This is a genomic window from Azospirillum picis, assembly GCF_017876115.1.
GTDB classification, from domain to species: domain Bacteria; phylum Pseudomonadota; class Alphaproteobacteria; order Azospirillales; family Azospirillaceae; genus Azospirillum; species Azospirillum picis.
Genome location: NZ_JAGINO010000001.1, coordinates 409,655 through 435,652, shown reverse-complemented (window position 1 = coordinate 435,652; position 25,998 = coordinate 409,655). Strand labels below are relative to the sequence as shown.

21 protein-coding genes are annotated in these 25,998 nt (G+C 70.7%); 5 read left to right on the top strand and 16 right to left on the bottom strand.

Translation table 11 applies throughout. From position 1 onward, the window contains the following. Positions 1-3: 3 nt before the first annotated feature. The 14 genes from rbbA to gntR all read right to left on the bottom strand — a co-directional run bounded on the left by rbbA (position 4) and on the right by gntR (position 18,195). The gene (gene rbbA, locus J2850_RS01955) at positions 4-2,808 is read right to left on the bottom strand and encodes a ribosome-associated ATPase/putative transporter RbbA (protein ID WP_209978208.1); all 2,805 of its coding nucleotides are present in this window, start codon (positions 2,806-2,808) and stop codon (positions 4-6) included. Beyond that, entirely contained in the window at positions 2,805-3,854 is a 1,050-nt protein-coding gene (locus J2850_RS01950; RefSeq protein ID WP_209978206.1) for an HlyD family secretion protein, read from the bottom strand. Before J2850_RS01950 ends, rbbA begins: the two co-directional genes overlap by 4 nt. Then, positions 3,851-5,470 (bottom strand): MBL fold metallo-hydrolase, encoded by a 1,620-nt coding sequence (locus J2850_RS01945; protein WP_209978203.1) that lies wholly within the window; start codon positions 5,468-5,470, stop codon positions 3,851-3,853. The genes J2850_RS01950 and J2850_RS01945 overlap by 4 nt, the downstream gene beginning before the upstream one ends. A 52-nt stretch (positions 5,471-5,522) precedes the next feature. Then, a complete protein-coding gene (locus J2850_RS01940) occupies positions 5,523-7,010 on the bottom strand; it encodes a thymidine phosphorylase family protein (protein ID WP_209978201.1) in 1,488 nt (495 codons plus the stop codon). A 198-nt stretch (positions 7,011-7,208) separates the two neighbouring features. After that, positions 7,209-7,901 (bottom strand): SDR family NAD(P)-dependent oxidoreductase, encoded by a 693-nt coding sequence (locus tag J2850_RS01935; RefSeq protein WP_209978199.1) that lies wholly within the window; start codon positions 7,899-7,901, stop codon positions 7,209-7,211. Positions 7,902-7,916: 15 nt separating this feature from the next. After that, entirely contained in the window at positions 7,917-8,681 is a 765-nt protein-coding gene (locus J2850_RS01930; protein WP_209978197.1) for a 2-keto-4-pentenoate hydratase, read from the bottom strand. A gap of 78 nt (positions 8,682-8,759) precedes the next feature. Then, complete coding sequence (locus tag J2850_RS01925) at positions 8,760-9,977, bottom strand: sialidase family protein (RefSeq protein WP_211113730.1); 1,218 nt, start codon at positions 9,975-9,977, stop codon at positions 8,760-8,762. A gap of 38 nt (positions 9,978-10,015) precedes the next feature. Beyond that, positions 10,016-11,431: a sodium:solute symporter family protein gene (locus J2850_RS01920; protein ID WP_209978192.1), complete on the bottom strand. Its 1,416-nt coding sequence runs from the start codon at positions 11,429-11,431 to the stop codon at positions 10,016-10,018. A gap of 116 nt (positions 11,432-11,547) precedes the next feature. Beyond that, positions 11,548-12,444: a dihydrodipicolinate synthase family protein gene (locus J2850_RS01915; protein ID WP_209978190.1), complete on the bottom strand. Its 897-nt coding sequence runs from the start codon at positions 12,442-12,444 to the stop codon at positions 11,548-11,550. Between the two features lie 45 nt (positions 12,445-12,489). Further along, positions 12,490-13,626, bottom strand: a complete 1,137-nt coding sequence (locus J2850_RS01910) for an iron-containing alcohol dehydrogenase (protein WP_209978189.1) — start codon at positions 13,624-13,626, stop codon at positions 12,490-12,492. Positions 13,627-13,639: 13 nt separating this feature from the next. Further along, the gene (gene pdxA / locus J2850_RS01905; RefSeq protein WP_209978187.1) at positions 13,640-14,674 is read right to left on the bottom strand and encodes a 4-hydroxythreonine-4-phosphate dehydrogenase PdxA; all 1,035 of its coding nucleotides are present in this window, start codon (positions 14,672-14,674) and stop codon (positions 13,640-13,642) included. After that, the gene (locus tag J2850_RS01900) at positions 14,671-15,900 is read right to left on the bottom strand and encodes a four-carbon acid sugar kinase family protein (protein WP_246512694.1); all 1,230 of its coding nucleotides are present in this window, start codon (positions 15,898-15,900) and stop codon (positions 14,671-14,673) included. Before J2850_RS01900 ends, pdxA begins: the two co-directional genes overlap by 4 nt. A gap of 294 nt (positions 15,901-16,194) precedes the next feature. Next, positions 16,195-16,986, bottom strand: coding sequence for a FadR/GntR family transcriptional regulator (locus J2850_RS01895; RefSeq protein ID WP_209978185.1), 792 nt, complete (start codon positions 16,984-16,986; stop codon positions 16,195-16,197). Positions 16,987-17,127: 141 nt separating this feature from the next. Beyond that, complete coding sequence (gene gntR, locus J2850_RS01890; protein WP_209978183.1) at positions 17,128-18,195, bottom strand: HTH-type transcriptional regulator GntR; 1,068 nt, start codon at positions 18,193-18,195, stop codon at positions 17,128-17,130. A 419-nt stretch (positions 18,196-18,614) separates the two neighbouring features. Between gntR and J2850_RS01885 the strand changes: the two genes are divergently transcribed. From J2850_RS01885 to J2850_RS01865, 5 genes are all read left to right on the top strand, one after another. Next, on the top strand, positions 18,615-19,235 hold the full coding sequence (locus J2850_RS01885; protein WP_209978181.1) for a gluconokinase: 621 nt from the start codon (positions 18,615-18,617) through the stop codon (positions 19,233-19,235). Continuing rightward, on the top strand, positions 19,232-19,828 hold the full coding sequence (locus J2850_RS01880; RefSeq protein WP_209978179.1) for a TRAP transporter small permease: 597 nt from the start codon (positions 19,232-19,234) through the stop codon (positions 19,826-19,828). Before J2850_RS01885 ends, J2850_RS01880 begins: the two co-directional genes overlap by 4 nt. A gap of 36 nt (positions 19,829-19,864) precedes the next feature. Next, positions 19,865-21,142, top strand: coding sequence for a TRAP transporter large permease (locus J2850_RS01875; RefSeq protein WP_209978177.1), 1,278 nt, complete (start codon positions 19,865-19,867; stop codon positions 21,140-21,142). A gap of 49 nt (positions 21,143-21,191) precedes the next feature. After that, positions 21,192-22,211: a TRAP transporter substrate-binding protein gene (locus J2850_RS01870; RefSeq protein WP_209978175.1), complete on the top strand. Its 1,020-nt coding sequence runs from the start codon at positions 21,192-21,194 to the stop codon at positions 22,209-22,211. Positions 22,212-22,535: 324 nt separating this feature from the next. Continuing rightward, the gene (locus tag J2850_RS01865) at positions 22,536-24,620 is read left to right on the top strand and encodes a methyl-accepting chemotaxis protein (RefSeq protein WP_209978173.1); all 2,085 of its coding nucleotides are present in this window, start codon (positions 22,536-22,538) and stop codon (positions 24,618-24,620) included. A 35-nt stretch (positions 24,621-24,655) separates the two neighbouring features. Here J2850_RS01865 and pcaG read toward each other — a convergent pair whose 3' ends face one another. After that, a complete protein-coding gene (gene pcaG / locus J2850_RS01860) occupies positions 24,656-25,228 on the bottom strand; it encodes a protocatechuate 3,4-dioxygenase subunit alpha (protein WP_209978171.1) in 573 nt (190 codons plus the stop codon). A gap of 5 nt (positions 25,229-25,233) precedes the next feature. Continuing rightward, positions 25,234-25,956, bottom strand: coding sequence for a protocatechuate 3,4-dioxygenase subunit beta (gene pcaH / locus J2850_RS01855; protein WP_209978169.1), 723 nt, complete (start codon positions 25,954-25,956; stop codon positions 25,234-25,236). Positions 25,957-25,998: the final 42 nt, after the last annotated feature.

Here is a 25,998-nt window from a genome sequence, read left to right as displayed (position 1 = left end):
GATTCAGCGCTCCTGCTTGGGCAGGAAGGCGACGCCGAGCGCCAGCAGGACCGGCACGAAGGCGGCGGTCGCCAGGATGAAGGGCAGCAGTTCGGGAAAGGCCAGCCCCTTGGTAAAGGCGCCGATCGAGACCTTCAGGAAATGGGTGGTCGGGAACAGCGTGCCGATCAGCCGCGCCCCGCCTTCCAGCGTCGAGACCGGCTGCATCATGCCGGAGAACTGGGTGGCCGGCAGCATGGTGACGATGGCGGTGCCGAACACCGCCGCCGTCTGCGTCGCGGTGAAGACCGAGATCAGCAGGCCGAGCGCCGTCGTCGCCGCCACGTAGACCAGCCCGCCGAGCAGCAGCCCGACCAGGCTGCCCTTCACCGGCACCCCGAACAGGGTGACCGCCAGGACGATCATCAGCAGCAGGTTGAAGGAAGCCAGCCCGACATAGGGGAGCTGCTTGCCCAGCAGGAACTCCAGCCGCGTCACCGGCGTGACGTAGAGGTTGGTGATGGAGCCGAGTTCCTTCTCCCGCACCACGCCCAGCGCGGCCAGGATCGCCGGGATGAAGACCAGCAGCAGGCCGATGGTGCTGGGCACCATGGCGTCCAGGCTGCGGAAGGCCTGGTTGTACCGGTAACGCATCTCCAGCCCGGCGGCGCCGGCGGGCAGCGCGACCCCGGCCCTGGCGGCGGCCTCCGCGATGAAGCGCTGGTGGATGCCGGCGACGTAGCCCTGGATCGTCTCCGCCCGGAACGGCATGGCACCGTCGATGCGCACCGCGACCTCGGGCGTCCGGCCGCGGCGCAGGTCGCGGCCGAAGCCTTCCGGGATCTCGACGGTCAGCGCCGCCTCGCCGCGCTGCAGGCGGAGCGCGAGGTCGCGCGCGTCGGCGGCGGGCGGGGTGGCGAGGAAGGTCCGCGAACCGTCATACTGCTCGACGTAGGCGCGGCTTTCCGGCGTGCGGTCGTGGTTGAGCACGGCGAAGGTCAGGTCCTGCACGTCCATGGTGATGCCGAAGCCGAAGACCAGCATCAGCAGGACCGTGCCCAGCAGGGCGACGGTGAGACGCACCGGGTCGCGCCGCAGCTCCAGCGTCTCGCGCCAGGCATAGGCGAGCAGGCGGCGCCGGGAAACCAAGGATCCCCTCTCCCCCCCGAGGAGAGGGTTAGGGAGAGGGGAGGGCGTGGCGAGATTTTCCCGGGACTTCCCCCCCTGCATCCCCATCACCCCGACCCTCTCCCCGGGGGGGAGAGGGAGAGCCTCTTCTTGCCGCATGAAGCCGATGAAGGCGTCGTCCAGCGTCTCGGCCTGCTGCTGCCGGCGCAGCTCGTCGGGCGGGCCGGCGGCGATGACGCGGCCGGCATTCATGAAGGCGATGCGGTCGCAGCGTGCCGCCTCGTTCATGAAATGGGTGGAGACGAAGATGGTCACCCCCTGCCCGCGCGACAGCGCGATCAGGTCGCGCCAGAACTGGTCGCGCGCCACCGGGTCGACGCCCGAGGTCGGCTCGTCGAGGATCAGCAACTCCGGCTCGTGCAGGACGGCGACCGCCAGCGACAGCCGCTGCCGCACGCCGAGCGGCAGCCGGTCGGCCACCGCGTCGAGGTAGGGCACCAGCCCGAAGCGGCCGACCAACCCGGCCAGCCGTGCCGCGGGATCGGGCAGGTCGAACAGCCGGGCATGCAGATCCAGGTTCTGCCGCACCGTCAGTTCGCCGTAGAGCGAGAAGGCCTGCGCCATGTAGCCGACGCGCCGCCGGCCGTCCCGGTCGTTGGCGTCCAGCGGCCGTCCGAACAGGCGCGCCTCGCCCGCCGTGGCGGGCAGCAGGCCGGTCAGCATCTTCATCGTCGTGGTCTTGCCGCAGCCGTTCGATCCCAGGAAGCCGAAGATCTCACCGCGGCCGATGCGGAAGCTGACATCAGACACCGCGGTGAAGTCGCCGAAGCGGCGGGTCAGCCCACGCGCCTCGATGGCTGGTTCGGCGCCGTCCCGGTCGGCCGGGCGGGGCGGCACCACCAGCCGCTCATGGCCGCGCCGCGCCTCGTCCGGCAGCAGGGCGATGAAGGCCTCCTCCAGGTCGGACACGCCGTGCCGGGCCTTGAGCGCCGCCGGCGTGTCGTCGGCGAGCAGCCGGCCGGCATTCATCATCACCACCCGCTCGAAGCGCTCGGCCTCGTCCATGTAGGAGGTGGCGACCAGCACCGTCATGCCGGGCCGGCCGGCCCGGATGCGGGCGATCAGCTCCCAGAACTGGCGGCGCGACAGCGGGTCGACGCCGGTGGTCGGCTCGTCGAGGATCAGCAGGTCGGGATCGTGCAGCAGGGCGCAGCACAGCCCCAGCTTCTGCTTCATGCCGCCCGACAGCTTGCCGGCCGGCCGGTCGGGGAAGGGGGCCAGCCCGGTCGCCGCCAGCAGCGCGTCGATCCGCTGCCGCCGGCGCGCGGCATCCAGTTCGAACAGCCGGCCGAAGAACTGCAGGTTCTCCTCGACGCTGAGTTCGGCATAGAGGTTGCGGCCCAGCCCCTGCGGCATGAAGGCGATGCGCGGCTGGAGGAGATCCCGGCCGTGCCGGTCGGTCACGTCGGTGCCGAGCACCCGGATGCGCCCCTCCTGCACCCGCTTGGCGGTGGCGATCAGCCCGAGCAGCGTCGACTTGCCGACTCCGTCCGGCCCGATGACCGCGACGCTGGCGCCGGCCGGAATGTCGAGCGTCGCGTCCTCCAGCGCCACGGTTGCGCCATAGCGGTGCCGCAGGCCGGCCAGCGAGACGGCATTCGTGGAGACGGCATCGGTGGTGGCGAGAGCGGCGGGAGTCATGAGCGCGGTCCCGGGGCTCCGCCTCCCCTCGCCTCCCCGGGCGAGGGGGCCGCCGCGGGCTCGCCGCGGGTCAGCCGCGAGTCCAGCCAGTCCGGCCAGACCGCCGCGTCGTCCAGCTTCACATAGGCCATCCCGGTCAGGCCGGTCTTCACCCGCTCGATGTAGCGGGTGACCAGCGCCTCCGGGACGCGGGCCTTGACGCGGAACATCATGCGGTCGCGTTCGGTCCTGGTCTCCACCTGCTTGGGCGTGAACTGGGCGCGCGGTGCGACGAAGGTGACGGCCGCGGGGATCGCGGTGTCGGGCAGGGCGTCGAGCAGGAGGCGGGCCTCGGCGCCCAGCGCCAGGTTTCCGGCGGTGGCGGTCGGCAGGAAGAAGGTCATGTAGACGTTGGAGAGGTCGAGCAGCGTCGCCGCCTTGCCGCCCGCCGCCAGCACCTCGCCCGGCTCCGCCAGCCGGTAGAGCACGCGCGCCTTGCGCGGCGCCTTCAGCACGCCGTCGGCCACCAGGTCGCGCAGCCGGTCGACGTCGCCGGCCGCCGCGGCGATCGCCTCGTCGGCGCTGGCGAGGTGGCTTCTGGCGGCCTCCAGCGCGGCGTCGGCGGTGCGGCGGCTGTTGCGCGCCTGGTCGACGCGCTGTTCGGCGACATGGCCCTGCCCGAACAGCACCAAGGCCCGGTCCATCTCCTTGGCGGCGAATTCGGCCTCGCTGACACGCTGGGCGACCAGCGAGTTCGCCTCCTCGCGGGCGCGGCGGGCCTGGCGCAGCAGGGCCTCGGCCGAGCGGAGCTGCGCGTCCAGGTCGCGGGTGTCGAGCGTGGCGATGACCGTTCCCGCCTCGACGAGGTCGCCTTCCTCGACCGGGATGGTCAGGACACGGGCGGCGTATTTGGTGGCGACGTCGATCTCGTTGGCCTCGATCCGGCCGTTGCCGGAGGCGAAGCCGGCTGGCAGGCGGTTGCCCTGCATCGCCCGCCACCCGTAGGCGGCCCCGCCGCCGGCCAGCGCCAGCAGGACCACGACGATCAGGAGGCGCTTGAGGGTCATGGCCGTGGTCCTTCCACCGGGGCGCCGTCGAGCGCGCCCATCACGCCCGCCAGGATGCGCTCGCGCGCCGTGTCGTCGGGGGCGCCATCGAGCGTGCGGCGCAGCGCCAGCAGCGCTTCCGCATAGCGGTTGTGCCAGTCGCGGCCGGCGGTCGCCGCCGCCATCGCCGCCGGGGCGAGGCGGGGGTGCCGTTCGGCCGGCAGCGCCGGCCGGGGCGCAGCGAGGTCGAGCCGGTCGTCCAGCCCCGGCAGGGCGATGCGCTCCGCCGGCCATCCCCGTTCCAGCAGGGCTGTCCGGATCGCGGCACGCGCCTCCTCCTCGCCATGGACCAGGAACAGGCCATGCCCGACCCCGTGCCGCGCCTCAAGCCAGGCGAGCAGGGCGGAGCGGTCGGCATGGCCGGAATAGACGTCGACGGAGCGGACGCGGGCCCGCACCTCGATCTCCTCGCCATGGATGCGGACGCGCTTCGCCCCCTCCCGCAGCAGGCGGCCGAGCGTGCCCGGCGCCTGATAGCCGACCAGCAGCACCGTGTCCTGCGGCCGCCACAAGCGGTTCTTCAGATGATGGCGGACACGTCCGGCATCGCACATGCCGCTGGCCGCCATGATGATGGCGCCGCCGGCCAAGCTGTTCAGCCGCTGGCTCTCGGCCACGCTGCGGCAGTGGTGCAGGTTGGCGCGGCCGAACGGATCCCCGTCGGTCTCCAGATCCGCCAGATGACGGCGGAACACGCCGGTCACCGCGTCGGCCAGCGGCGAGTCGAGGAAGATGTCCACCGGCGGCATCAGCCCGCCCTCGAACAGCCGGTCGAGGTCGTAGAGCAGCTCTTGCGTGCGTTCCACCGCGAAGACCGGGATGACCAGGACGCCGCCGCCGGCCAGCGCCGCCGCCACCTCGGCCCGCAGCACCGCCTGCCGGCCGGACTCGTCGAGGTCGGTGCGCTCGCGGTCGCCGTAGGTGGTCTCCAGCACCATCCAGTCCGGCGTTTCCGGCCCGCTGGCGTCGGCATGGAAGCTCTTGCCGCCGGGGCCGAGATCGCCGGAGAACAGGATGCGTGTGGGGCCGGCTCCGCCCGCGGCCCCGCCTCCGGCCTCGACCTCGATGGAGGCGGAGCCCAGGATGTGGCCGGCGGGCCAGAAGCGGGCGCGCATGCCCGGGATGATCGTGGTCCAGCGGCGGTACTCGACCGGGCGCAGCAGGCGCAGGCAGCGGATGGCATCGTCCTGGGTGTAGATCGCCTGCACGGCGGCGCGGCCGCGCTGGCGGTTGCGGCGGTTCAGCCGCTCCACCTCGCCCTCCTGGATGTAGCCGCTGTCGGGCAGCATGTAGTCCAGCAGGTCGACGGTGCCGCCGGTGGCGTGGATCCGGCCGCGGAACCCCAGCCGGCTCAGCTTGGGCAGCAGCCCGGAATGGTCGATGTGGGCATGGGTCAGCAGCACCGCCCGGATCGATGCCGGATCGAAGGGGAAGGGGCGGTAGTTCAGCTCCCTGATCGTCTTGGTCCCCTGGAACATCCCGCAATCGACCAGGACGTCCCCCTCCGGGGTCGACAGGCGGAAGCAGGAGCCGGTCACCGTTCCGGCGGCGCCGTGGAAGGTCAGAGACAGCGACATGGGTCGGCTCCTCCTGTTCTCCCTCGCCCCCCGCAGGAGCGAGGTGGCGTGTTCACATCACCCGCACCCCGTTGTCCTCGGCCGCCAGCCCCTGCGCGAAGGTGAAGTCGGCGTTGGTGCCGGCATGGATGCGGTAGAGCGGCTCGCCGCGGCGCACCGGATCGCCGACCTTGCGCAGCAGGTCGATGCCGGCGCCTTTGTCGTTGGGGGCTCCGGCCAGCCGGGCGATGCGGGCGAGGCGGTAGCAGTCGAGCGCCGCCACCGTCCCGTCCGCCGGTGCGGCGATCTCGGCGGCCAGCGATCCCAGCCGGGCCACGGCCGGCGGCGGCCCCTGCATCGCCATGATGCGCTCCATGGCGGCGAGGGCCGCGCCCGATTCCAGGATCTCGCGCGCCCGGCGGATGCCGGCGCCGCCGCGCACCGCCGAATCGAACTCCAGGATGCGGCCGGCCAGCAGCAGGGCGCGGTCCTTCAGGTCGGCGGGAGCGGCGGGGTCGCTGCGCAGCACCGCCATGACGTCGCGCGCCTCCAGCACCGGGCCGATGCCGCGGCCGACCGGTTGCGAGCCGTCGGTGATCGCCACCTCCAGCGTCAGGTCGAGCCGGTCGCCGACATGCTCGAACAGCTTGCGCAGCCGCACCGCCTCGCCGGCAGTGCGGATCTTGGCGCTGGGGCCGACGGGGATGTCGATCAGCAGGTGGGTGGAGCCGGCCGCCACCTTCTTGGACAGGATGGAGGCGACGAGCTGCTCGCGGGTGTCGATGGCGAGCGGCCGTTCGACCGAGATCAGGATGTCGTCGGCCGGCGACAGCCGGACATGGCCGCCCCAGACCAGACAGCCCTTGGCCTCGCGCACCAGCGCCTGCATGCGCTCCACCGGCACGTCGACGTTCGCCAGCACCTCCATGGTGTCGGCGGTCCCGGCCGGCGAGGTGATGGCGCGCGAGGAGGTCTTGGGGATCGGCAGGCCGTGGGCGGCGACGATCGGCACCACGATCATCGAGGTGCGGTTGCCGGGAATGCCGCCGATGCAGTGCTTGTCGGTGACCGGCCCCGGCCCGTCCCAGGACAGCCGGCTGCCGGCGGCGATCATCGCGCGGGTCAGCCCCAGCACCTCGGCCGTGGTCATGAAGCTGGCGCAGGCGATCAGGAAGGCGGCGATCTCGATCTTGGAATAGCGCTGGCCGGTGACGTCGCGGATGATCGCCGCCAGCTCGTTCTCGGTCAGGGCGGCACCGCCGACCTTGGCGCGCACCAGTTCGAAGCTTTCCGGCGGGGTGGGGGGCACGAGGTGGACGGGCGATCCCTCGGCCAGGGCCAACTGGCGGAAGGCCGGGCCGGACAGCCCGATCTCGTCCAGCCGGACGATCGCATCGTCGTCGACGATGTTCAGCACCGCCAGCAGCGAACGGCCGCCGCTGCGCAGCTCCACCCGGCCCAGCCCGAGGAAATCCTCGACATGGTAGCCGGTGCAGCGGCGGTTGAGGAAGGCGACGCTTTCCCGGACGGTGTCGATCGCCAGATGTCGCAAGGTCAGCATGGGCACAGTCTACGCCCGGCCCTGCCGGTCAGCGTCGACGAGCCTGCGCGGCAGCCATGCCGGCCGGCGTGGGCCGGGGTTGACGCGGATCATTGGCTGGGCGGACGGGGCGTGCTCTTGGAGGCCGCCCCGGCGCCCTCCCGTGCCCGCGCCTTTCCTCATCTTCCAGGCTGCGGGCGGAAGGGCCGAAAGGGTGCGTCAGAGCGAGGCGCCGCCGCAGACCAGGATCTGCTGCCCGGTGATGGCGGTCGCGGCGTCGGACAGCAGGAAGGCGGTCAGCGCCGCCACCTCCTCCGGCTTGATGAAGCGGCCGATCGGCGGAAGCTTCGGCGGCAGGCCGGTGCGGTTCGGGTCCTTCAGCATCGGGGTGTCGGTCGCCCCCGGCGCCACCACATTCACCGTGATGCCGCGCGGCGCCAGTTCCAGCGCCCAGGAGCGGGCAAGCCCGACCATCGCCGCCTTGGTCGCCGCATACTGGCCGCGGCCGGCGGCCCCCTGGGCGGTGCGGCTGCCGATCAGGACGACCCGGCCGCCGCCGGGCATGCGCGGAACCGCATGCTCGACCAGTTGCGTCGCGGCCTCCACATGCAGGCGCCACATCGTCCGTGCCTCATCCGCGGCAAGCTCGCCGAGCCTGCCGACGCGCATGACGCCGGCGGCATGGACCAGCGCGTCGACCGGCGGCAATCCGGCGAGCGCGCCGGCCAGGGATTCCGGCGACAGCAGGTCCGCCGGCGTGAAGCGCAGCCGCGGATGGTCGATCGCGGGGGCCGAGCGGCTCATCCCCTCGACCATCCAGCCGTCCTGCAGCAGCCGTTCGGCGATGGCCGCGCCGATCCCCGAACTGACTCCGGTGACCAGCGCACGCCGGCCGGGAAGCTCGGTGCTCATCTCCACCCCCTCCTGTTACGCGACGGTCAGCGCGATGCGGCCGAGGCCGGGGAAATCTGCGACGGCGCGGCTGCCCGGCGCGATGAAGATGGTGCCGGTGCAGGAGCCGGTGGTCACCGTGTCTCCCGCATGCAGGCCGCCGAATGGACGGGCGCCGGCATTGGCGAGCCATGCCAGAAGGCGGATGGGGTCGCCGGCCTTGTTGCCGCCCACCACGTCGATCCTGCGCTCGCCGTCGATGTCCAGCGTCAGGGGCTGGGTCACCGGGTCGATGCCGCGCCAGTCGGCGGCCGCCGGGCCGACGACCAGAGCGCCGTGGTTGCCCTGGTCGGCCAGCGAGGCGAGCGGACCCAGCGACCCGTACGTGGCGTAGCGGGTGTCGCAGATCTCGAACGCCGGATGGAGGGAGCCGACAGCGTCCAGCACCTCCTCCCGCGTCCAGGGCTCGTCACGGGCCGGCAGGTCGCTTTTCAGGCGGTAGACGATCTCCGCCTCGATGCCGATGACCCGGAACATCGCGGCGTGCAGCGTCTCGACCCCGGAGAACAGCGTTTCGGCATGGATGGGGGCGCTGGACGGCTCGGCGCCGGGGCCGGAGGCGCCGACCTTCCAGGCGGTGACCGGGCCGATGCGGCGGGCGACCTCGGTCTGGATGGCGTAGGCGTCGGCCTTGTCGGCCGGCATCGCAGCGGCGGGCAGCATATCGAGCGGGCGCTTGTCGCGCCGTGCCGCGAGCAGCGCGGCGGCGGCCTCGGCAACGGCCTCGGCGGTCATGGTCATGGGACGGGTCCCCGAAGGCAATGGGAGGTGGCGATGGAGCGGGGCGGTCGGGGGCGGCGGCCGCGCCCCCGGCGCCGTTCAGCGGCCGCCGCCCACCCAGTCCGGCGAGACGCGGCTGTACTTGATGGCCTGCCGGAAATAGGTGAAGGCGATGTGCAGGTCGCCGTCCGCGGTCTGGGTGACCGACGGATAGGAGAATTCCCGGTTCAGGCTGTCCTTGGAATTGTTGGTCATGCAGTAGCCGTCGCCGACCTCCAGGTTCCGGCGCAACGGCCAGGTCAGCCCGCCATCCTGCGACAGGGCCAGCGTCAGCGGCGCGCGCGGCGCCCCCCAGAAGGCTTTGCGGGCGGGTGCCTGCGCCGGCGGTGCGGCAACGGCGACAGCAGCGGCACCGCCGGCCGGAACGTCGTCCTCGATCTCGTCATAGAGCGAGGCGCGGCGCTCGGTCGCGTTCTCGGCGCTGGACTCGTTGAAGACGATGGCGAGCCGGCCGTCGGCGAGCGCGGTCACCTGGATGGAGGAGTTGTTGTTGGGCAGCTCCGTCGGAACGGGCGCGCTCCACGTCCGGCCGCTGTCGGTGGAGACGCTGCGGTAGACATGGTCGGCCCAGCGGCTGCGGTAGAAGGCTGCCAGCGTGCCGTCGCGCAGCGGCACGACGCTCATGTGGACGCAGCCCACGCTGTCCGGCACCGGATGCTCGCTCCAGCTTTCGCCCCGGTCGCCGGAGATGCGCACCGCGCTGGTGTCGTTGTCGCCCACCCATTTCTCGCCCGGCGTGCCGTGGCAGAGGAAGGTCGGCAGCAGCCAGTCGCCGGTCGGCAGCACCACCACCGGCTGGCGGATGAAGATGCCGTCGCCGCCGGTGCCTTCGAACAGGGTGCGGATCGGCCCCCAGCTCCACCCATGGTCGGCGGAGCTGCGGCAGCGGACGACGGCGGTGTCCTGGTTGCCGGAGACTTGCGCGGTGTAGAACAGCCACAGCGTGCCGTCCGGCGCCGGGAACAGCACCGGGTTCTGTTCCGAGCGGGTCGGGTCGTCCGACAACTTGACCGGATCGGTCCAGCGGTCGGAGCCCTTGGCCAAGCGCGAGAAATAGATGGAGATGTCGGGAATGCCTTCCTGGGTGCCGCCGAACCAGACGCAGCCGAGGTCGCCGTTGCCGAGCACGGCGACATTGGCGGCGTGGTTCTGGACGCAGGGCGACGGCAAGTAGGAGTCGCGACGCCCGGCGTCCCCTTGCGCGGGCGCGATGCGCCCGCGGTCGGCGGTGGAGGGCAGGGTCGAGGATGTGGTCATGGCGGTCACATGCGAAACGGGGGAGGAGGGCGAAGCGGTCAGCGTATGTCGGGCTGCGGCGGGGCCGCGACCATCACCGGGGCGCTGCGGCCGCGGACCAGCCGCTCCACAACCATCACCAGCATCGGCGTCAGCAGGGCGACATACATGTTGTCGATGCCGTAGGGGTTGCCCATCACGTACCAGACGGTGGTGCTGACCGTGGCGCCCAGCAGGCCCAGCGTGGCGCCGAGGTTGCTGGCGAACAGCGGCAGGAAGAAGCCGATCATCGCGACGACCGTGATCGACAGGCGCAGCGCCCGGGTGAAGAAGGACAGCTTCAGGATTTCCGGCACGAAGAAGACGAAGATCAGCGGCAGGAAGCCGATGATCAGCGACAGGATGCGCGTGGTGCGGAATTCCTGCTCCGGCGTCGGCTTCTTCCACGGCACGTAGAAGTCGCGCACCGCCAGCGAGGCGATGGCGAGCGCCACCGTGCTGACGCTGACGAAGACCGAGGCGACGAGCGAGGTGGTGACGACGGCGGCCATCAGCGGGTGCATGGCGTCGAGGAACACCGGCAGCGCGTACAGGCTCTTCATGTCGGGATAGAGGTAATGCGCGGTCACGCCGATCAGCGCCAGCATGATGCCGAGCGGCAGGCAGAAGATGGCGGCGTAGAAGGCGGAGCGCTGGGCCTCGCCGGCGCTGCGGTTGGACGAGATCGCCTGGATGACGAACTGGGTCGAGAAGATGGCGCCGACGGTGCCGATGACCCAGGCGAAGATCGTCGGCATGCCGATGGTGCCGTCGATGGTGAAATAATGGGCCGGCAGCTTCTCGACCATCGGGCCGATGCCGCCGCTGAGCGAGAGCGCGGTGCCCAGCAGCAGGGCGATGCCCAGCAGCTTCAGCGCGCTGTGCAGGATGGTGACGTAGGCGATGCCCTTCAGCCCGCCGAACACGTAGTAGAAGGTGCTGACCACCGCGATGATGACCATCGCCCAGGTCAGGTTGAGGTTCATGACGGTGGACAGGGCGGCGGCGCCGCTGACGTAGTTACCGACATTCACCAGCAGCAGCGCGTACATCATGATGATCGACACCGTCCGCATGGTGGAGGTGCCGTAGTATTTCGCGATGGCGGCGGAGATGGTGTATTCGCCCGAGCCGTAGATGCGCTTGGCGAAGAACAGCCCGAACAGCAGGAAGCCGATCGAGGCGCCCAGCACCGACCAGGCCGACGCCATGCCGGAGCTGAAGGCTTCCTGCGCCGTGCCGACGGTGGATTTGGCGCCGATGAACTCGGACATCAGCAGCACGCCGACGACCGCCGCCGGCATCGACCGCGCGGCGTTCATGAACTCGCCGTTGTTGCGGCTGCGCAGCCGCACCGTCAGCCAGGAGGTGAAGAGGATGTAGAGGACGACGATCCCCAGGATGAGCGCACTTTCTCCACTGGTGAAATGGTTCATGGACGGGTCTCCCTAACGGGCGGATGTCTCCGCCTTCGGTATTGTTCAGGGGCGGGGCGCCGGCTTGCGGGGCGCCCCGCAGGGCATGGCGCAGGGAATGGGTGTGCGGGCCGGCCTCACACCGCCTCGGCGTAGCGGGCGGCGATCGCGCCGACCTGGGCGTCGACCTCGTCGGCGATCAGCACCGGGGCGCGGCTGAGGCCGACCTCCGGCATGGCGCGGCAGAGCGCGCGCTTGACCATCGCCGGCGGGAAGCCCAGCGCGTACAGCTCCTTGCGGAGCGTGCTGAAATGGGTCTGGTGGGCGTCGGCCGCGGCGTCGTCGCCGGCGACGAAGGCCGAATGGATGCCGTTGAGGGTGAGCGGCGCGATGTTGCCGAGGCCGGAGATGCAGCCGGCCGCACCGTTGCGCAGGCCGTGCAGCACCAGCGAATCCGGGCCGACCAGCACGTCGAAGTCGTCGCGGTCGCGGGCGACGGCGAGGAAGCCGTCCAGGCTCTCCTGCGAGCCGGCGCTGTCCTTGATGCCGATGATGTTCGGGTGGTCGGCCAGGATGCGGGCGGTCTGCGGTTCCAGCGTGTTCCCGGTGCGGGCCGGGATGTTGTAGAGATAGACCGGCACCGTCAGCGCGTCGGCGACGCGGCGGTAATGCGCGACCAGCTCGGCTTGCGAGCAGGCGATGAAGGACGGGGTGATGGCGGAGACCGCCTTGACGCCCAGCCGCTCGACCGCCCTGCCCAGCGCGATGGTCTGATGGGTGGAGATCTCGCCGATATGGGCCAGCACCGGCACCTTGCCGGCGGCCGCCTCGACGCAGGTCTCCGCCACCGCCAGCTTCTCCTCGAAGGACAGGGCGTAGAACTCGCCGTTGGTGCCGGCGCAGAAGATGCCGTTGCCGGCGGACGCCTGCCGCTTCACCTGCCGTCGCAGCGCTGCGATTTCGACGCGCTCATCGCGGTCGAAGGGGGTGACGATCGCGACGAAGGGGCCGCCGATCTTGCCAGACTTGCTCATGGGCTTTTGCCTTTCAACGAAACGGATGGGGCTCGCGCCGCGCCGTCAGGCGGCGGCGCGGTACATGCCCAGGATGTCTTCGCGGCTGAGGTCGCGCGGGTTGTTGTCGAGCAGCCGGCGGATGGCGTGCGCCTCCTCGGCCATGCGGGGCAGGTCGGCCTCGGGCACGCCGAACGCCGACAGCCGCATGGTGCAGCCGAGTTCCAGGCACCAGCCGTAAGCGGCCTCGAACACCGCGGCCGGATCGGTGGCGGCCGGCAGGCCCAGCGCCTCCAGCACCGCGGCCGTCTTGGCTGGCGCGGCCGGCGCGTTGAAGGCCAGCACATGCGGGAAGACCAGCGCGTTGGCGGCGCCATGCGGGATATGGTGGCGGGTGCCCAGCGGATAGGCGACGGCATGGCCGGCGGCGGTGTTGACCGGGCCGAGGCAGATGCCGCCGTAGAAGGAGGCCAGCGACAGGCCGGCCCGCGCCTCGCGGTCGCCGCCGTCGGCGATGGCGCGCGGCAGGAAGCGGCCGACCAGCCGGATGCCTTCCAGGGCGTAGAGGTCGATCAGCGGATGGGCCTTGCGGTTGGTGTAGGCCTCGACGCAATGGGCCAGGGCGTCGACGCCGGTGGCGGCGGTGACGGGGGCCGGCACGCTGAGCGTCAGGTCGGGATCGACCACCGCGAGGTCGGCCAGCGTGTGGACGCTCTGCACCGCCAGCTTGCTCATCGTCGCCGGGTCGGTGACCAGGGCGCGGGTGCCGACCTCGCTGCCGGTGCCGGCGGTGGTCGGCACCTGCACCAGGATGGCGCGCTTGCCCGCGACCTTCTCCGGCCCGACCACGTCGCGGATGGTCTGGCCGCTGCCGGGCAGCACGGCGGCCAGCTTGGCCAGATCCATGGCGCTGCCGCCGCCGAAGCCGACCACCACCTGCGGCTCCACCCGTTCGGCGACGGCGAGCAGTGCCTCCAGGTTGGGGACGTCGGGTTCCGGCTTGATGTCGGCGAAGATTGTGACGTCACCCTCCAGCCCCAGCCGGTCCACCCGCGCTGCGTTGAAGGCGTCGGCGACCACCAGGATGCGGGTGAAGCCGCGCTCGCGCACCCAGCGTCCGCTCTCCGCCGCGGTGCCGGCGCCGAAGACGACGCGCGGCGGGCGAAGGAGTTCGATGGGCGTGGTCAGGTCGATGGTGCTCATTTGGATCGGCTCCTCAGGCGGCGACGCGCACGCGGGCGGCGGCCAGCTTCTCGGCGTAATCGATGGCCTCGATCAGGCTCAGTTCGTTGGCGATGCCCTTGCCGGCGATGTCGAAGGCTGTGCCGTGGTCGACGGAGGTGCGGATGATCGGCAGGCCGAGCGTGATGTTGACGCCGCTCAGCGCATCCCAGGTGCCGGTTTCCGGATTGACGTTGAAGCCCAGCAGCTTGACCGGGATGTGCCCCTGGTCGTGGTACATGGCGACCACCGCATCGTACTGGCCGGCGCGCAGCTTGACGAAGATGGTGTCGCCGGGCACCGGGCCGACCACGTCCAGCCCGTCGGCGACGCATTGGCGGACCACCGGCTCGGTCACCTCGATGTCCTGGCGGCCGAACAGCCCGCCTTCGCCGGCATGCGGGTTCAGCGCGGCGATGGCGATGCGGCGGCGCGGCAGGCCGAGCCCGGCCAGCGTCTCGTCGGTGCGGTCGATGACGTAGCGCAGCCGTTCCGGCGTCAGCTTCTTCGGCACGTCCTCCAGCGCGATGTGGGTGGTGACGTGGCTGACCCGCATGTTGCCGTGGGCCAGCATCATCACCGACCCACGGGCACCGGTCAGCTCCGCCAGCAGGTCGGTGTGCCCGGCGAAGTGATAGCCGGCCTTGTTCATCGCCTCCTTGTTCAGGGGCGCCGTGACGATGCCGTGGATGCGGCCCGCCTCGGCCAGCCGCACCGCGCGCTCGACCGCCAGATAGGCGAAGCGGCCGCCGTCGACCGACAGCACGCCGGGACGGATCGGTTCGCCCTCCGGGCCTGCCTGGAGGCAGGCCAGCGCCGGCCACGCGCCGCCGATGTCGGTGACCTCCGGGAATTCCAGGTCGCTGCCCAGCGCGTTGCGTGCGGCATGGAGGGCCGGGTTGCTACCGATGACCAGCAGGCGCAGCGAGCCGTCGGCCAGCCGGTCCTTCAGACGCGCGCAGGCCTTCACGATGATCTCCGGCCCGACGCCGGCCGGATCGCCCATGGTGATGGCCAGATGCGGTGTCATGCTTGTTCTCCCTGATGAGGCGGCGCACCCGGCGCGAGCAGCCGGCGCAGCAGCGCCGGGTCGCCGAACGCGCCCGATTTGGAAATGACGCGGACCCCGTCGAAGCGCCCGCCGCGCAGGACGGAGCAGGGCACGCCTGGCCAGACATGGCCGTCGAGGTCGAGCCGCTCGGCCTCCAGCGCCAAGCACAGGCCGCGCAGGGTTTCACCGCCCGCCACCAGCAGCGTGCCGGGCGGATCGAGCCGGCGGACCAGCCGGGCGAATTCCCGCTCGATCCGCAGCGCCGCGTCGGCACGGGTGAGCCCGTCGGGCAGGCCGAGGGTGGCGAGGGCGATCCCGGCCTGGTCCAGCCGCCGGGCCAGCACCGTGGCGGCGGCCGGGCCGCCGTCGGGCAGCGTCAGCACATGCTCCTGGCAGGCGGCGAGCTGGGCCGCCATCGCCGGATGGTTGGTGCCGAACAGCCCCAGGACGGGCCGCAGGGGAGAGGGCGGCAGCCACGGTGGAGCGGCGTCGCCGCCGCCGCCCATCCGCCGGGCCAGGGCGCCGGCCAGCCCGCTGCTGCCGCACCACAGGACCCGGCCGCCCAGCGCAAGCCCCGCCGCGGCGATGGCGTCGAGATCGGCGTCCGTCTCGGCATCCCACAGGCTGATGCCGGCCGGAACCGCCTCGCCGGCGGAGCGGAGCTGGACGCGCCGGCCCTCCCGTTCCAGGTCCGCGCGCAGGTCGCCGGCCGCGGGCGTCCAACTGCGCCCGTCGCTCCCACGGGCGAACTGGATGCCGCCGCGCGTGACGCGGCCCTGATAGGGGAAGGCCGGCGCCACGATGACGTGGTCGGCGGCGGTGGCCGCCGTCCAGGCGGCGATCTCCGCCCCGGCGTGGCCGCGGAGCAGGCTGTCGAGCTTGGCGTACAGCAGCGCGCCGGCGGTGCTCGGCACCCCGGCGACGATGGCGGCGGCGATGGCGGCCACCCGGCGGCGCGCCTCGTCCCGCGTCGCTTCGCGCGTGCCGCTGTCGATGGCGACGCCGGCCGGCAGGGCGGCGTGCGGCGGGGTTCGCCAGTAAACGGGAATCGGGCCGGGCGCGGACCGGATGGCGGCGAACTGGGCGGCGGTGTCGAGCGCTCCCGTCAGGTCGTCGGCGATCAGGTAGGGACGGCGCGAGGCCGGTGATCCGTCCGACGTCCGGCTGCCGCCCGGCGATCCGGTCTGTGGAACCATGCTGTCCATGGGTGGTCCCCATATTTGCAAGCCGTGGCCATCGCAAAGCGACGATCCGCAGCCGGGCGCTCCCGTCGCCCCCGACGATGCCTCACTTCATCACAGCGCTGCGGAGATGTCAATATGTTGTAATCTTGTAGGCGGAAGATAAGCCGCATGCATGCCGCTTCCGCCCATCACATGTTTACATGTTCGCGGCAGGGCACCAAAAGCACGAACCCCCGCGAGCCGGTGGCGGCTGCGGGGGGGCGGAACGGGGAAAGCGGGAGGCGCCGGCTGGAGAGGCAGCCGCGCCGGGGCGGCCTACAGGGAAAGATCCAGGGCCCGGCCCTCGAAGACACGGTCGCGCGACCCTTCCAGATGGCGGCGCATCCGCGAGCGGGCAGTTTCGCCGTCGCGCTCCCGGATGGCGTCGAAGATGCCGCGATGCTCCTCATACACGCCCGACAGGCCCGAACTGGGTCCCATCAGCGACACCCCATGGAACTTCATGCCGACGGAGATGTGGTCCTTCAGCGCCTGCATCGACGACATGTAATAGTGGTTGTTCGTCGCCTCGGCGATCGCGGTGTGGAAGGCGTAGTCGGCATCCTCGCGATGGCGGTGGGCGCGGGTCGCATCGCCCATGAGGGCGAGCGCCGCCGCGATCCTGTCCAGCGCGGCGTCGTTCCAGCGCAGGGCGGCGTGATAGGCATGGTCCGGCTCGATGGTCAGCCGGAACTCGTAGCAGCGCTGGATGTCGGCGATGGTCTCCACCGGGGCATACCCCAGCGCCGGCTGGCTTTCCTCCGCCGCCACGCGGACGAAGCTGCCGGCACCCTGGCGGGAATAGATAAGGCCGTCGTCCCGCAGCCGCTTCAGCGCGTCGCGGACCACCGGACGCGACACCTGGAAACGGGCGGCGAGCTCGTTCTCGCCAGGCAGCCGCTCGTCGGGCCGGAAATCGCCGGCGCTGATCTGGGCAAGCAGGAGCTGGTAGACCTGGGTGACGAGCGGCGTCTGGCGCGTGCGGGGGAGCCGCGGGCCGGCGCGGTCCTCCTCGATCGCCACATCGCAAGCCTCCGGGGCCGCGGCGCCGTTTTCCCTCGATCCCATTCCGCTGCTCCAATCTGCTCGCCGATGACGCGTGGCGCCGACTACTTGTAAAGATGTAATGATCTGCAGGCCGCCTTGTCAATGCGGGGCAGCCTGTCCCGGCACCGGCACCGGACGGTTGGCGCCCGGGCGCCCGCCCCATCAGGTGCTTTCCCGCGCGATGAAGGTCAGCCCCAGGTCGGCGCGCCGCTGGGCGGGCTCGCGGCCCTCCATCAGGTCGAGCAGCATGGCGGCGGCATGGCGGCCGATGGCGTAGCGCGGGGTCGCCACCGTGGTCAGGGTGGGGGTGGTCCAGGCCGAGGCCGGCAGGTCGTTGAAGCCGGCGACCGCGAGCTGGTCGGGCACGCGGATGCCGCGGCGCTGGCACTGGAACAGCGCGCCCTGCGCCAGGTCGTCGTTGCAGAAGAACACCGCGTCGCAATCGCTCCCCTCGGCCATCATGCGGTCGATCATCGCGGCGCCGAGATGGATGGAGGACGGGTCGGGCAGGCGCCACACCCGCGCCTCGTCATAGAGCCCGGCCTCCTCCAGCGTCTGCCGGTAGCCGTCGAGCCGCGCCATTGTGCGGGGGTCGAGCTGCACCGCGACGAAGCCGATGCGGCGGTAGCCGCGCTCCAGCAGGTGGGTGGTCATCAGCCGTCCGCCTTCCTCCTGCGAGCAGCCGACGCTGAGGCAGTCGGGATCGTCCAGCAGCTCCATCATGTGGACGGTCGGGCTGCGCAGGGCGGCCAGATAGGTCCGGGTCACCTCGGTGTGGTCGGTGCCGGTCAGGAGGATGCCGTCGGGCTGGAACTGCAGGTAGGTGCGGATCAGCCGCTCCTCCTCCAGCGGGGCATAGTGGGAGACGCCGATCAGCACCTGGTAGCCGCGCGGCAGCAGCAGGTCGTGGATGCCCGCCAGTGTCTCGACGAACACCATGTTGGTCATCGACGGGATCAGCACCGCCACCGTCATCGAGCGGGCGGAGGCAAGGGCGCTCGCCGCCTGGTTGGGCACGTAGCCCATCGACTGCGCGGTGTCGAGGATGCGCTGCCGCAGTTCCGGCGCCACCAGTTCCGGCCGCTTGAAGGCGCGCGACACGGTGATGGCGCTCACCCCGGCCCGCTCGGCGACGTCGGCCATGGTGGCCCGCCCGGTGCGGGAGGAGCGCGGCTTGCGCGTCTTCGCCAACGTCTTCGCCACGGTCTCCTCCAGCGTCTTCGCCGGCATGGCCGCCTCCGGGCCGGTCGCCGGGGATGTTGCCGAGGGATCCGTCCGATCGCCGCCGTTCGTCGTCACTGGGTGCCCGTCCTTCCGATTGCGGCCGGTGCCGGACGAGGCGCCGGGCCGCGAGGCTGATTAGCGTTGCGCAAGGCGGCCGGCAAGCCCCCACAAGGAAGGGGGGTGCCGGACCCGGAAGCAGGCGCGGAAAACCGGCCGCCGCCCCGTTCGTCAGCCAGTCAAACAAAATGCTTTACGCCGGTCAAGGTTAGCGCTAACAGTAGCGCCATCTCGCCTCGGTCGTCATTCACGCCGTTCGGCTTCCAAGTCCCGGACGCCATGGCGGCAGGGTGATGATAGCGCTAACATAACTTTTTGAGCGGGTGGGCCCTCGCGGGCGCCATGCCCGCCACGGAAAGCACAGGCTCATGAAAGGTCCCCGGGTCGCGCCCTCCTCCGGATTGCCGTCCGCCGCCGTCCCGATCCCCGGAACCCCCGCGGCGCAGGAGCCGCCGATCGTCGTGGTGATGGGGGTTGCCGGCTGCGGCAAGTCCAGCGTCGGGCGGCGGCTGGCCGAGGCGCTGGGCTGCGGCTTCGTCGAGGGCGACGCCCATCATCCGGCGGCCAACATCGAGAAGATGTCGGCGGGCATCCCGCTGACCGACGGCGACCGCGACGGCTGGCTGGGCACGCTTGCCGGCTTCATCGCCGAGGCCGACCGCGGCGGCGGCAGCCTCGTGGTCGCCTGCTCGGCGCTGAAGCGGCGCTACCGCGACCGGCTGCGCGGCGACTGCCGGCGCGTGGTGTTCCTGCACCTGCATGGCGACAAGGCGCTGATCGCCTCGCGCATGACGGCGCGGACCGCCCACTTCATGCCGACGGCGCTGGTCGACAGCCAGTTCGCCGACCTGGAGCCGCCGGGCCCGGACGAGCAGGCCCTGTCCTACGAGGTGACCCTGCCGGCCGAAACCATCGTCGCCGACGCCGTCGCCCGCCTGCGTGGCAAGAAACAGCAGATTGGCGGCGGTGCCGCCGGGGAGGAAGCATGAAACGCGTGGCGGATCTGCTGGAGCGGATCACCGAATGGATCATGGCGCTGATGCTGGCGGTCATGGTCGCGCTGGTCTTCGGCAACGTCGTCCTGCGCTACGTCTTCAACAGCGGCATCGTCGCGGCGGAGGAGATCGCCCGGCTGATGTTCGTCTGGCTGGTGTTCCTCGGCGCCACCGTGGCCCTGCGCCACCAGCGCCACCTGGGGCTGGAGATCCTGCAGAGCCGCCTGCCGGCCAAGGCGCGGCGCGCCTGCGCCGTCCTGGCGCATCTGCTGATGCTCTACGCCCTGTGGCTGTTCGTCGAGGGAAGCTGGCAGCAACTGCTGATCGGGATGGAGACCTTCTCCACCGTGCTGCGCTTCCCCATGGCCTTCTATGCCGCCGCCGGCTTCTTCCCGGCCATCGCCATGGCGCTGACCGTGCTGGCCAACCTGTGGCGGATCGTCACCGGCCAGCCCGGCGCCCGGATCCCCGGCGACCCCGACACGATGATGGACCATCCGGAGTCGCATGGACCCGCCGTGGCGCCGCCCTCCCCATCCCCCGCTCCCGCTGGCCGTTCGGCCGGCGCGGCGGTCGCCAAGCACTGAGCCCAGACCAAGACTTCTGCGGACGGAGACGCCGCCATGACGCTCACCATCTTCCTGGGCTCGCTGTTCGGCTTCATGCTGCTCGGCATGCCCATCGCCTTCGCGCTGATGCTGACCGGCGTCGCGCTGATGGTCCACCTCGACTTCTTCGACGCCCAGCTCGTCGCCCAGAACATGCTGAGCGGCGCCGACAACTACCCGCTGATGGCGGTGCCCTTCTTCATCCTGGCCGGCGAGCTGATGAACGCCGGCGGCATCTCGCAGCGCATCATCAACCTGGCGGTCAGCCTGGTCGGCCACATCAAGGGCGGGCTGGGATACGTCACCATCGGCGCCTCGGTGATGCTGGCCAGCCTGTCCGGCTCGGCCATCGCCGACACCGCCGCACTCGCCACGCTGCTGATCCCGATGATGCGCGACCACGGCTATCCGGTGCCGCGCTCCGCCGGGCTGATCGCCTCGGGCGGCATCATCGCCCCGATCATCCCGCCCAGCATGCCCTTCATCATCTTCGGCGTGACCACCAACACCTCGATCAGCTCGCTGTTCATGGCCGGCATCGTCCCCGGCCTGCTGATGGGCCTCGGCCTCATCGGCGCCTGGATGTTCGTCGTCCGCGACATGACGGTGAAGCTGCAGCCGAAGGCGAGCGGGGGCGAGCGGCTGAAGGCGCTGGGCGACGGCGTCTGGGCGCTGGCCCTGCCGGTGATCATCATCGGCGGCCTGCGCGGCGGCATCTTCACGCCGACCGAGGCCGCGGTGGTCGCCGCCGTCTACTCGCTGTTCGTGGCGCTGTTCGTCTACCGCCAGGTGACCCTGCCGCAGATCGTGCCGCTGCTGGTCCAGGCGGCGCGCACCACCGCCACCGTCATGTTCCTGTGCGCCGCGGCGCTGGTTTCGTCCTACATGGTGACGCTGGCCGACCTGCCGCAGCAGATGACCGAGCTGCTGGCCCCGCTGATGAGCCATCCCAAGCTGCTGATGCTGGCGATCGCCTTCCTGCTGCTGGCGGTCGGCACGGTGATGGACCTGACCCCGACCATCCTGGTGCTGGGGCCGGTGCTGACGCCGCTGGCGATCAAGGCCGGCATCGACCCGACCTATTTCGGCGTGATGTTCGTGCTGATCGGCACGCTCGGCCTGATCCATCCGCCGGTCTGCACGGTGCTGAACGTGGTGTGCGGCGTCGCCCGCATCTCGCTGGAAAGCGCCACCAGGGGCATCTGGCCCTTCCTGCTGACCTACATCGTGCTGGTGGGCCTGCTGATCGCCGTGCCGGAGATCGTCACCGCACCGCTGCACCTGTTCCGCTGACCGTTCCCGACAAAACCCAAACGAAACGCCCAAAGGGGAGAAGGACACCATGTTCCGCAAACTGCTGCTGGCCACCGGCCTCGCCGCCGCCCTGCTGGCCCCGGTCGCCGCCGCGACCGGCGCCGCCGCCCAGGACATCAAGCCGCGCATCATCCGCTTCGGCTATGGCCTGTCGGAGAACAGCAACCAGGGCCGCGCCGTGAAGTTCTTCGTCGAGGAACTCTCCAAGCGCACCGGCGGCAAGTTCAAGGCCAAGGGCTTCGGCGACGCCAGCCTGGGCAGCGACATCCAGATGCAGAACGCCCTGATCGGCGGCGCGCAGGAGATGATGGTCGGCTCGACCGCCACGCTGGTCGGCATCGTCAAGGATTTCGGCGTCTACGACCTGCCCTTCCTGTTCAACAACGAGAAGGAGGCCGACGCCGTCCTCGACGGTCCCTTCGGCGAGAAGCTGCTGAAGTCGCTGAACGACAAGGGGCTGGTCGGGCTGGTCTACTGGGAGAACGGCTTCCGCAACCTGACCAACAGCAAGCGCCCGATCACCAAGGTCGAGGACATGAGCGGCATCAAGCTGCGCGTGATGCAGAACCCGGTCTACATCGACATGTTCAACGGCTTCGGCGCCAACGCGGTGCCGCTGGCCTTCTCCGAGCTGTTCACCGCGCTGGAAACCGGCACGGTCGACGGCCAGGAGAACCCGGTGACCACCATCCAGTCGTCCAAGTTCTACGAGGTGCAGAAGTACCTGACCATTTCCCGCCACGTCTACAGCCCGTGGATCATGCTGGCCAGCAAGCGCTGGTACGACGGCCTGTCGGCGGACGAGAAGAAGATCCTGCAGGAGGCCGCCGTCGCCTCGCGCGACTTCGAGCGCAAGGACAGCCGCGCCGCCTCGGCCGAGAGCGTGGCCTACCTGAAGGAGAAGGGCATGCAGATCAACGAGCTGGGTCCCGACGAGCTGAACCGCATGCGCGCGATGGTCAAGCCGGCCTTCGACAAGTACGCCGCCGACGGCGGTGCCGACGTGCTGAAGGACCTGCAGGCGGCCATCGCCGAAGTCCGCAAGTAACCGCAGCGACGCGCTTTCCCTGTGGAGAGAAGGGGGCGGGCCGGGAAGACCGGCCCGCCCCCTTTTTTCTTTCCGGATTGCCGGGTTCGGGGCGGCGCTGTGCGGCGCATATTCTGCATGCAAACAAATGGCTTGGCGGGCCGGCGGCAAGGGCCGCTCCGTCGGCGTCCATGGGAATGAACTTGTCTCGTTTGCAAAAATTGCGCCCCGCATCTGTCAGCTTTGCCGATAGACCGTCGGACAATTTACTTCAATTTAATATAATTGCGAGAAAGTCCGCGGGGATTGCCGTTTCCCTGTCCGGACGTGCCGCGGAGAGTACCGATGTTCAAGACGTTGCCTTTGGTGACCAAGCTGATGCTGGCGATCGGGCTGGTCCTGGTGGTCGCGCTGGGAGCCGGGTCGGTGGTGATTTCCGTCAAGAGCGGGGCGGACACCGACACGCTGTCCTTCCAGGTCGGGGAGGAGTTGGGCAAGTACCATGCGGCGACCGTCGAGCGCCGGCTGAACGACGCCCTGGACATCAGCCGGATGATGGGGACCACCCTGCTCAGCCTGAAGCGGAGCGGCGTCGTCGACCGCGGCAAGCTCGGCGACTGGCTGAAGGGCCTGCTGGAGGCCAACCCCGGCCTGATCGGCGTCTGGATCGGCATGGAGCCGAACGCGCTGGACGGCAACGACGCCGCCTTCGCCAACACCCCCGGCAGCGACGCCAGCGGGCGCTTCATTCCCTATTGGAACCGCGGCGGCGGCAAGATCCAGCTCGAGGCGCTGGTCGGCTACGACGATGCCGGGAAGGACGGGCTCTACTACCAGCAGGCCAAGCGCACCGGCAAGGAAGTGATCGTCGAGCCCTACCTCTATGCCGTCGCCGGCAAGTCCATCCTGATGGTATCGCTGGCGGTCCCGATCATGGACGGCGGCACGGTCATCGGCGTCGCCGGCGTGGACATCGCCACCGACGACATCTGGAACGAACTGAAGTCGGCCAAGCCCTTCACCACCGGGTCGGTCTTCCTGATCTCCAACGGCGGCGCCTGGGCGGCCTACAGCAACCCCGACCATCTCGGCAAGCCGATCCTCCAGACCAACGACCGCCTGAAGGAGGCGATGCCCGCCATCCGCGACGGCAGGCCCTATGCCCACTTCTCGGTGTCGGCCAGCCTGAAGACCGAGGTGAAGCAGCTCTTCAGGCCGGTCGTCGTCGGCAACACCGGCACGCCCTGGTCGATCCTGGTCAACCTGCCGATCAATCAGGTCGAGGTGCCGAAACGGGAGCTGCGCACCTTCATCGTCGTGGGCGCCGTGCTGCTGATTACCGGCCTGCTGCTGGCGCTGTGGCTGACCAGCCGTCTGGTGATCGGCCAGCCGTTGCGCCGGATCATCGCCACGGTCCAGGCCCTGACCGCCGGCAACAGGATGGTCGAGGTCGCCGACCGCGACCGCGCCGACGAGATCGGCGCCATCAACAAGGCGCTCCAGCTTTTCAAGGAGAATGCCGGCCGCGTCGCCGAGATGGAGGAGCAGCGCCGCCTGGACGAGCAGCGCGCCGCCGGGGAGCGCAGGCAGGAACTGGCCCGCCTGGCCGACCGCTTCGAGGGCTCGGTCGGCGACGTCGTGGCCAGCGTGACCCGGCAGGCGGAGCAGATCCGTGTCGATTCGGAAGGCCTGTCGGCGATCGCGGCGCAGACCAACGCCCAGGCATCCGCCGTCGCCAGCGCCGCCGACATCGCCAGCGGCAACGTCCAGACGGTTGCCGCCGCGGCGGAGGAACTGGCGCATTCCATCGAGGAGATCAACCAGCGCATCGCCGCCTCGTCGCGGATGGCGGAGAATGCGGTGGGCGAGGTCGAGAGGACCAACGGCACCGTCGCCGGGCTGGCCGAGGCCGCGCAGAAGATCGGCGACGTGGTCAACCTGATCCAGTCGATCGCCGGCCAGACCAACCTGCTGGCGCTCAACGCCACCATCGAGGCGGCCCGCGCCGGCGAAGCCGGCAAGGGCTTCGCCGTGGTGGCGAGCGAGGTGAAGAACCTCGCCAACCAGACCGCCAAGGCGACGGAGGAGATCGCCGCCCAGATCGCCGAGATGCAGGCGGTCAGCGGCAACGCCGTCGGAGCCATCCAGTCGATCGGCCGGACCATCCTCGGCATCAGCGAGACGGTCACCGCCGTCGCCGCCGCCGCGGAAGAGCAGGGGGCCGCGACCCGCGAGATCAGCCGCAACGTCCAGCAGGCGGCCACCGGCACCCGCGAGGTGTCGACCAACATCGACGGCGTCACCCGCGCCGCCGGCGAGACCGGCGGCATGGCCTCCCAGGCGCGCACCGCGGCCGACGCGCTGTCCCAGCAATCGGTGCAACTGCGCCAGGAGGTCCAGCGTTTCGTCGCGACGATCCGGCAGGGGTGACAGGGAGGGGGCAACGAAGCCGGCGATTCTCCCGCTCAGCAGTCGAAGAAGACGGTCTCCCCCTCGCCCTGGAGACGGATGTCGAAGCGGTAGACCACGCTGCCCGGCGTTTCGCCGCGCCGGGCGATCAGGGTGTCGCGGCGGTCGGCCGGGACGGTCGCCAGCACCGGATCCTCCGCATTGGCCGCCGCCTCGTCGGAGAAATGCAGGCGGGTGAAGACGTGGCTCAGCATGCCGCGGGCGAACACCGTCACCGCGATGTGCGGGGCGTGGTCGTCGCCGCAGGTGCCCGGCTTCACCGTGTCGAAGGCATAGCGGCCCTGGTCGTCGGTGCCGCAGCGGCCGAAGCCGGCGGCGCCGGGGGCGTGGGTGCCGTCGGTGCGCGCCTGCCAGATCTCCACCACGCAGTCGCGGATCGGTGCGCCCTCGCCGTCGCGGACGATGCCCTCGATCCGGATAGGCTCGCCCGGCGGCCCGCCGGCCGACAGAAGGTCGGCGGCCAGCCGGTTGGTCGCCAGCGGCCGGCGGCCATACCGTTCCGGTGTCCAGGCATAGGCGAAATAGGGGCCGACGGTCTGGGACGGGGTCTGTTTCAGCGTCTGGCTCATGGCGTTCACCCTTCCATCGGCGTGGCTTGGCGTCCGCGCAGGACGATGTCGAACTCGTAGCCGAGCGCCCACAGCGGCTCGGTCACCTCGATGGCGAAGCGCGAGACCAGCAGCTCGCGCGCCCCCTCCGGCACGCCGTTGTAGATCGGGTCGAGCGGCAGCAGCGGATCGCCCGGGAAATACATCTGGGTGACCAGCCGGGTCAGGAAGGACGGCCCGAACAGCGAGAAATGGATGTGGGCCGGGCGCCAGGCGTTGTGGTGGTTGCCCCAGGGATAGGCGCCGGGCTTGACCGTGGTGAAGCGGTAGCGACCGTCGGCGTCGGTCATGCAGCGGCCGGCCCCGAAGAAGTTGGGGTCGAGCGGCGCGTCGTGCTGGTCCCCGCGGTGGACGTAGCGGCCGCAGGCGTTGGCCTGCCAGATCTCCAGCAGGGTGTGCGGCACCGGCCGGCCGCTCTCGTCGAGCACCCGCCCGGTGACGATGATGCGCTCGCCGACCGGCTCGCCGTTGACGCGGCCGTTCCTGGTCAGGTCGTCGTCCAGCGGATCGAGGCTGTCGTGGCCGAACACCGGGCCGGTCCGCACCGACAGGCACTGCTTCATCGGGATCAGCGGCTTGCTCGGGGAGCGCAGCACCGTCGACTTGTAGAGCGGCGACAGGAAGGGCGGGTGCTGCGCCCAGTCGCGTGGGCCGAAATCGCCCTCCGCCTCGTGAACGACGCTGTCCATCTCGGGGATGCCTCCGTTGGGGGTTGGCCTTGGTCCGTTTCC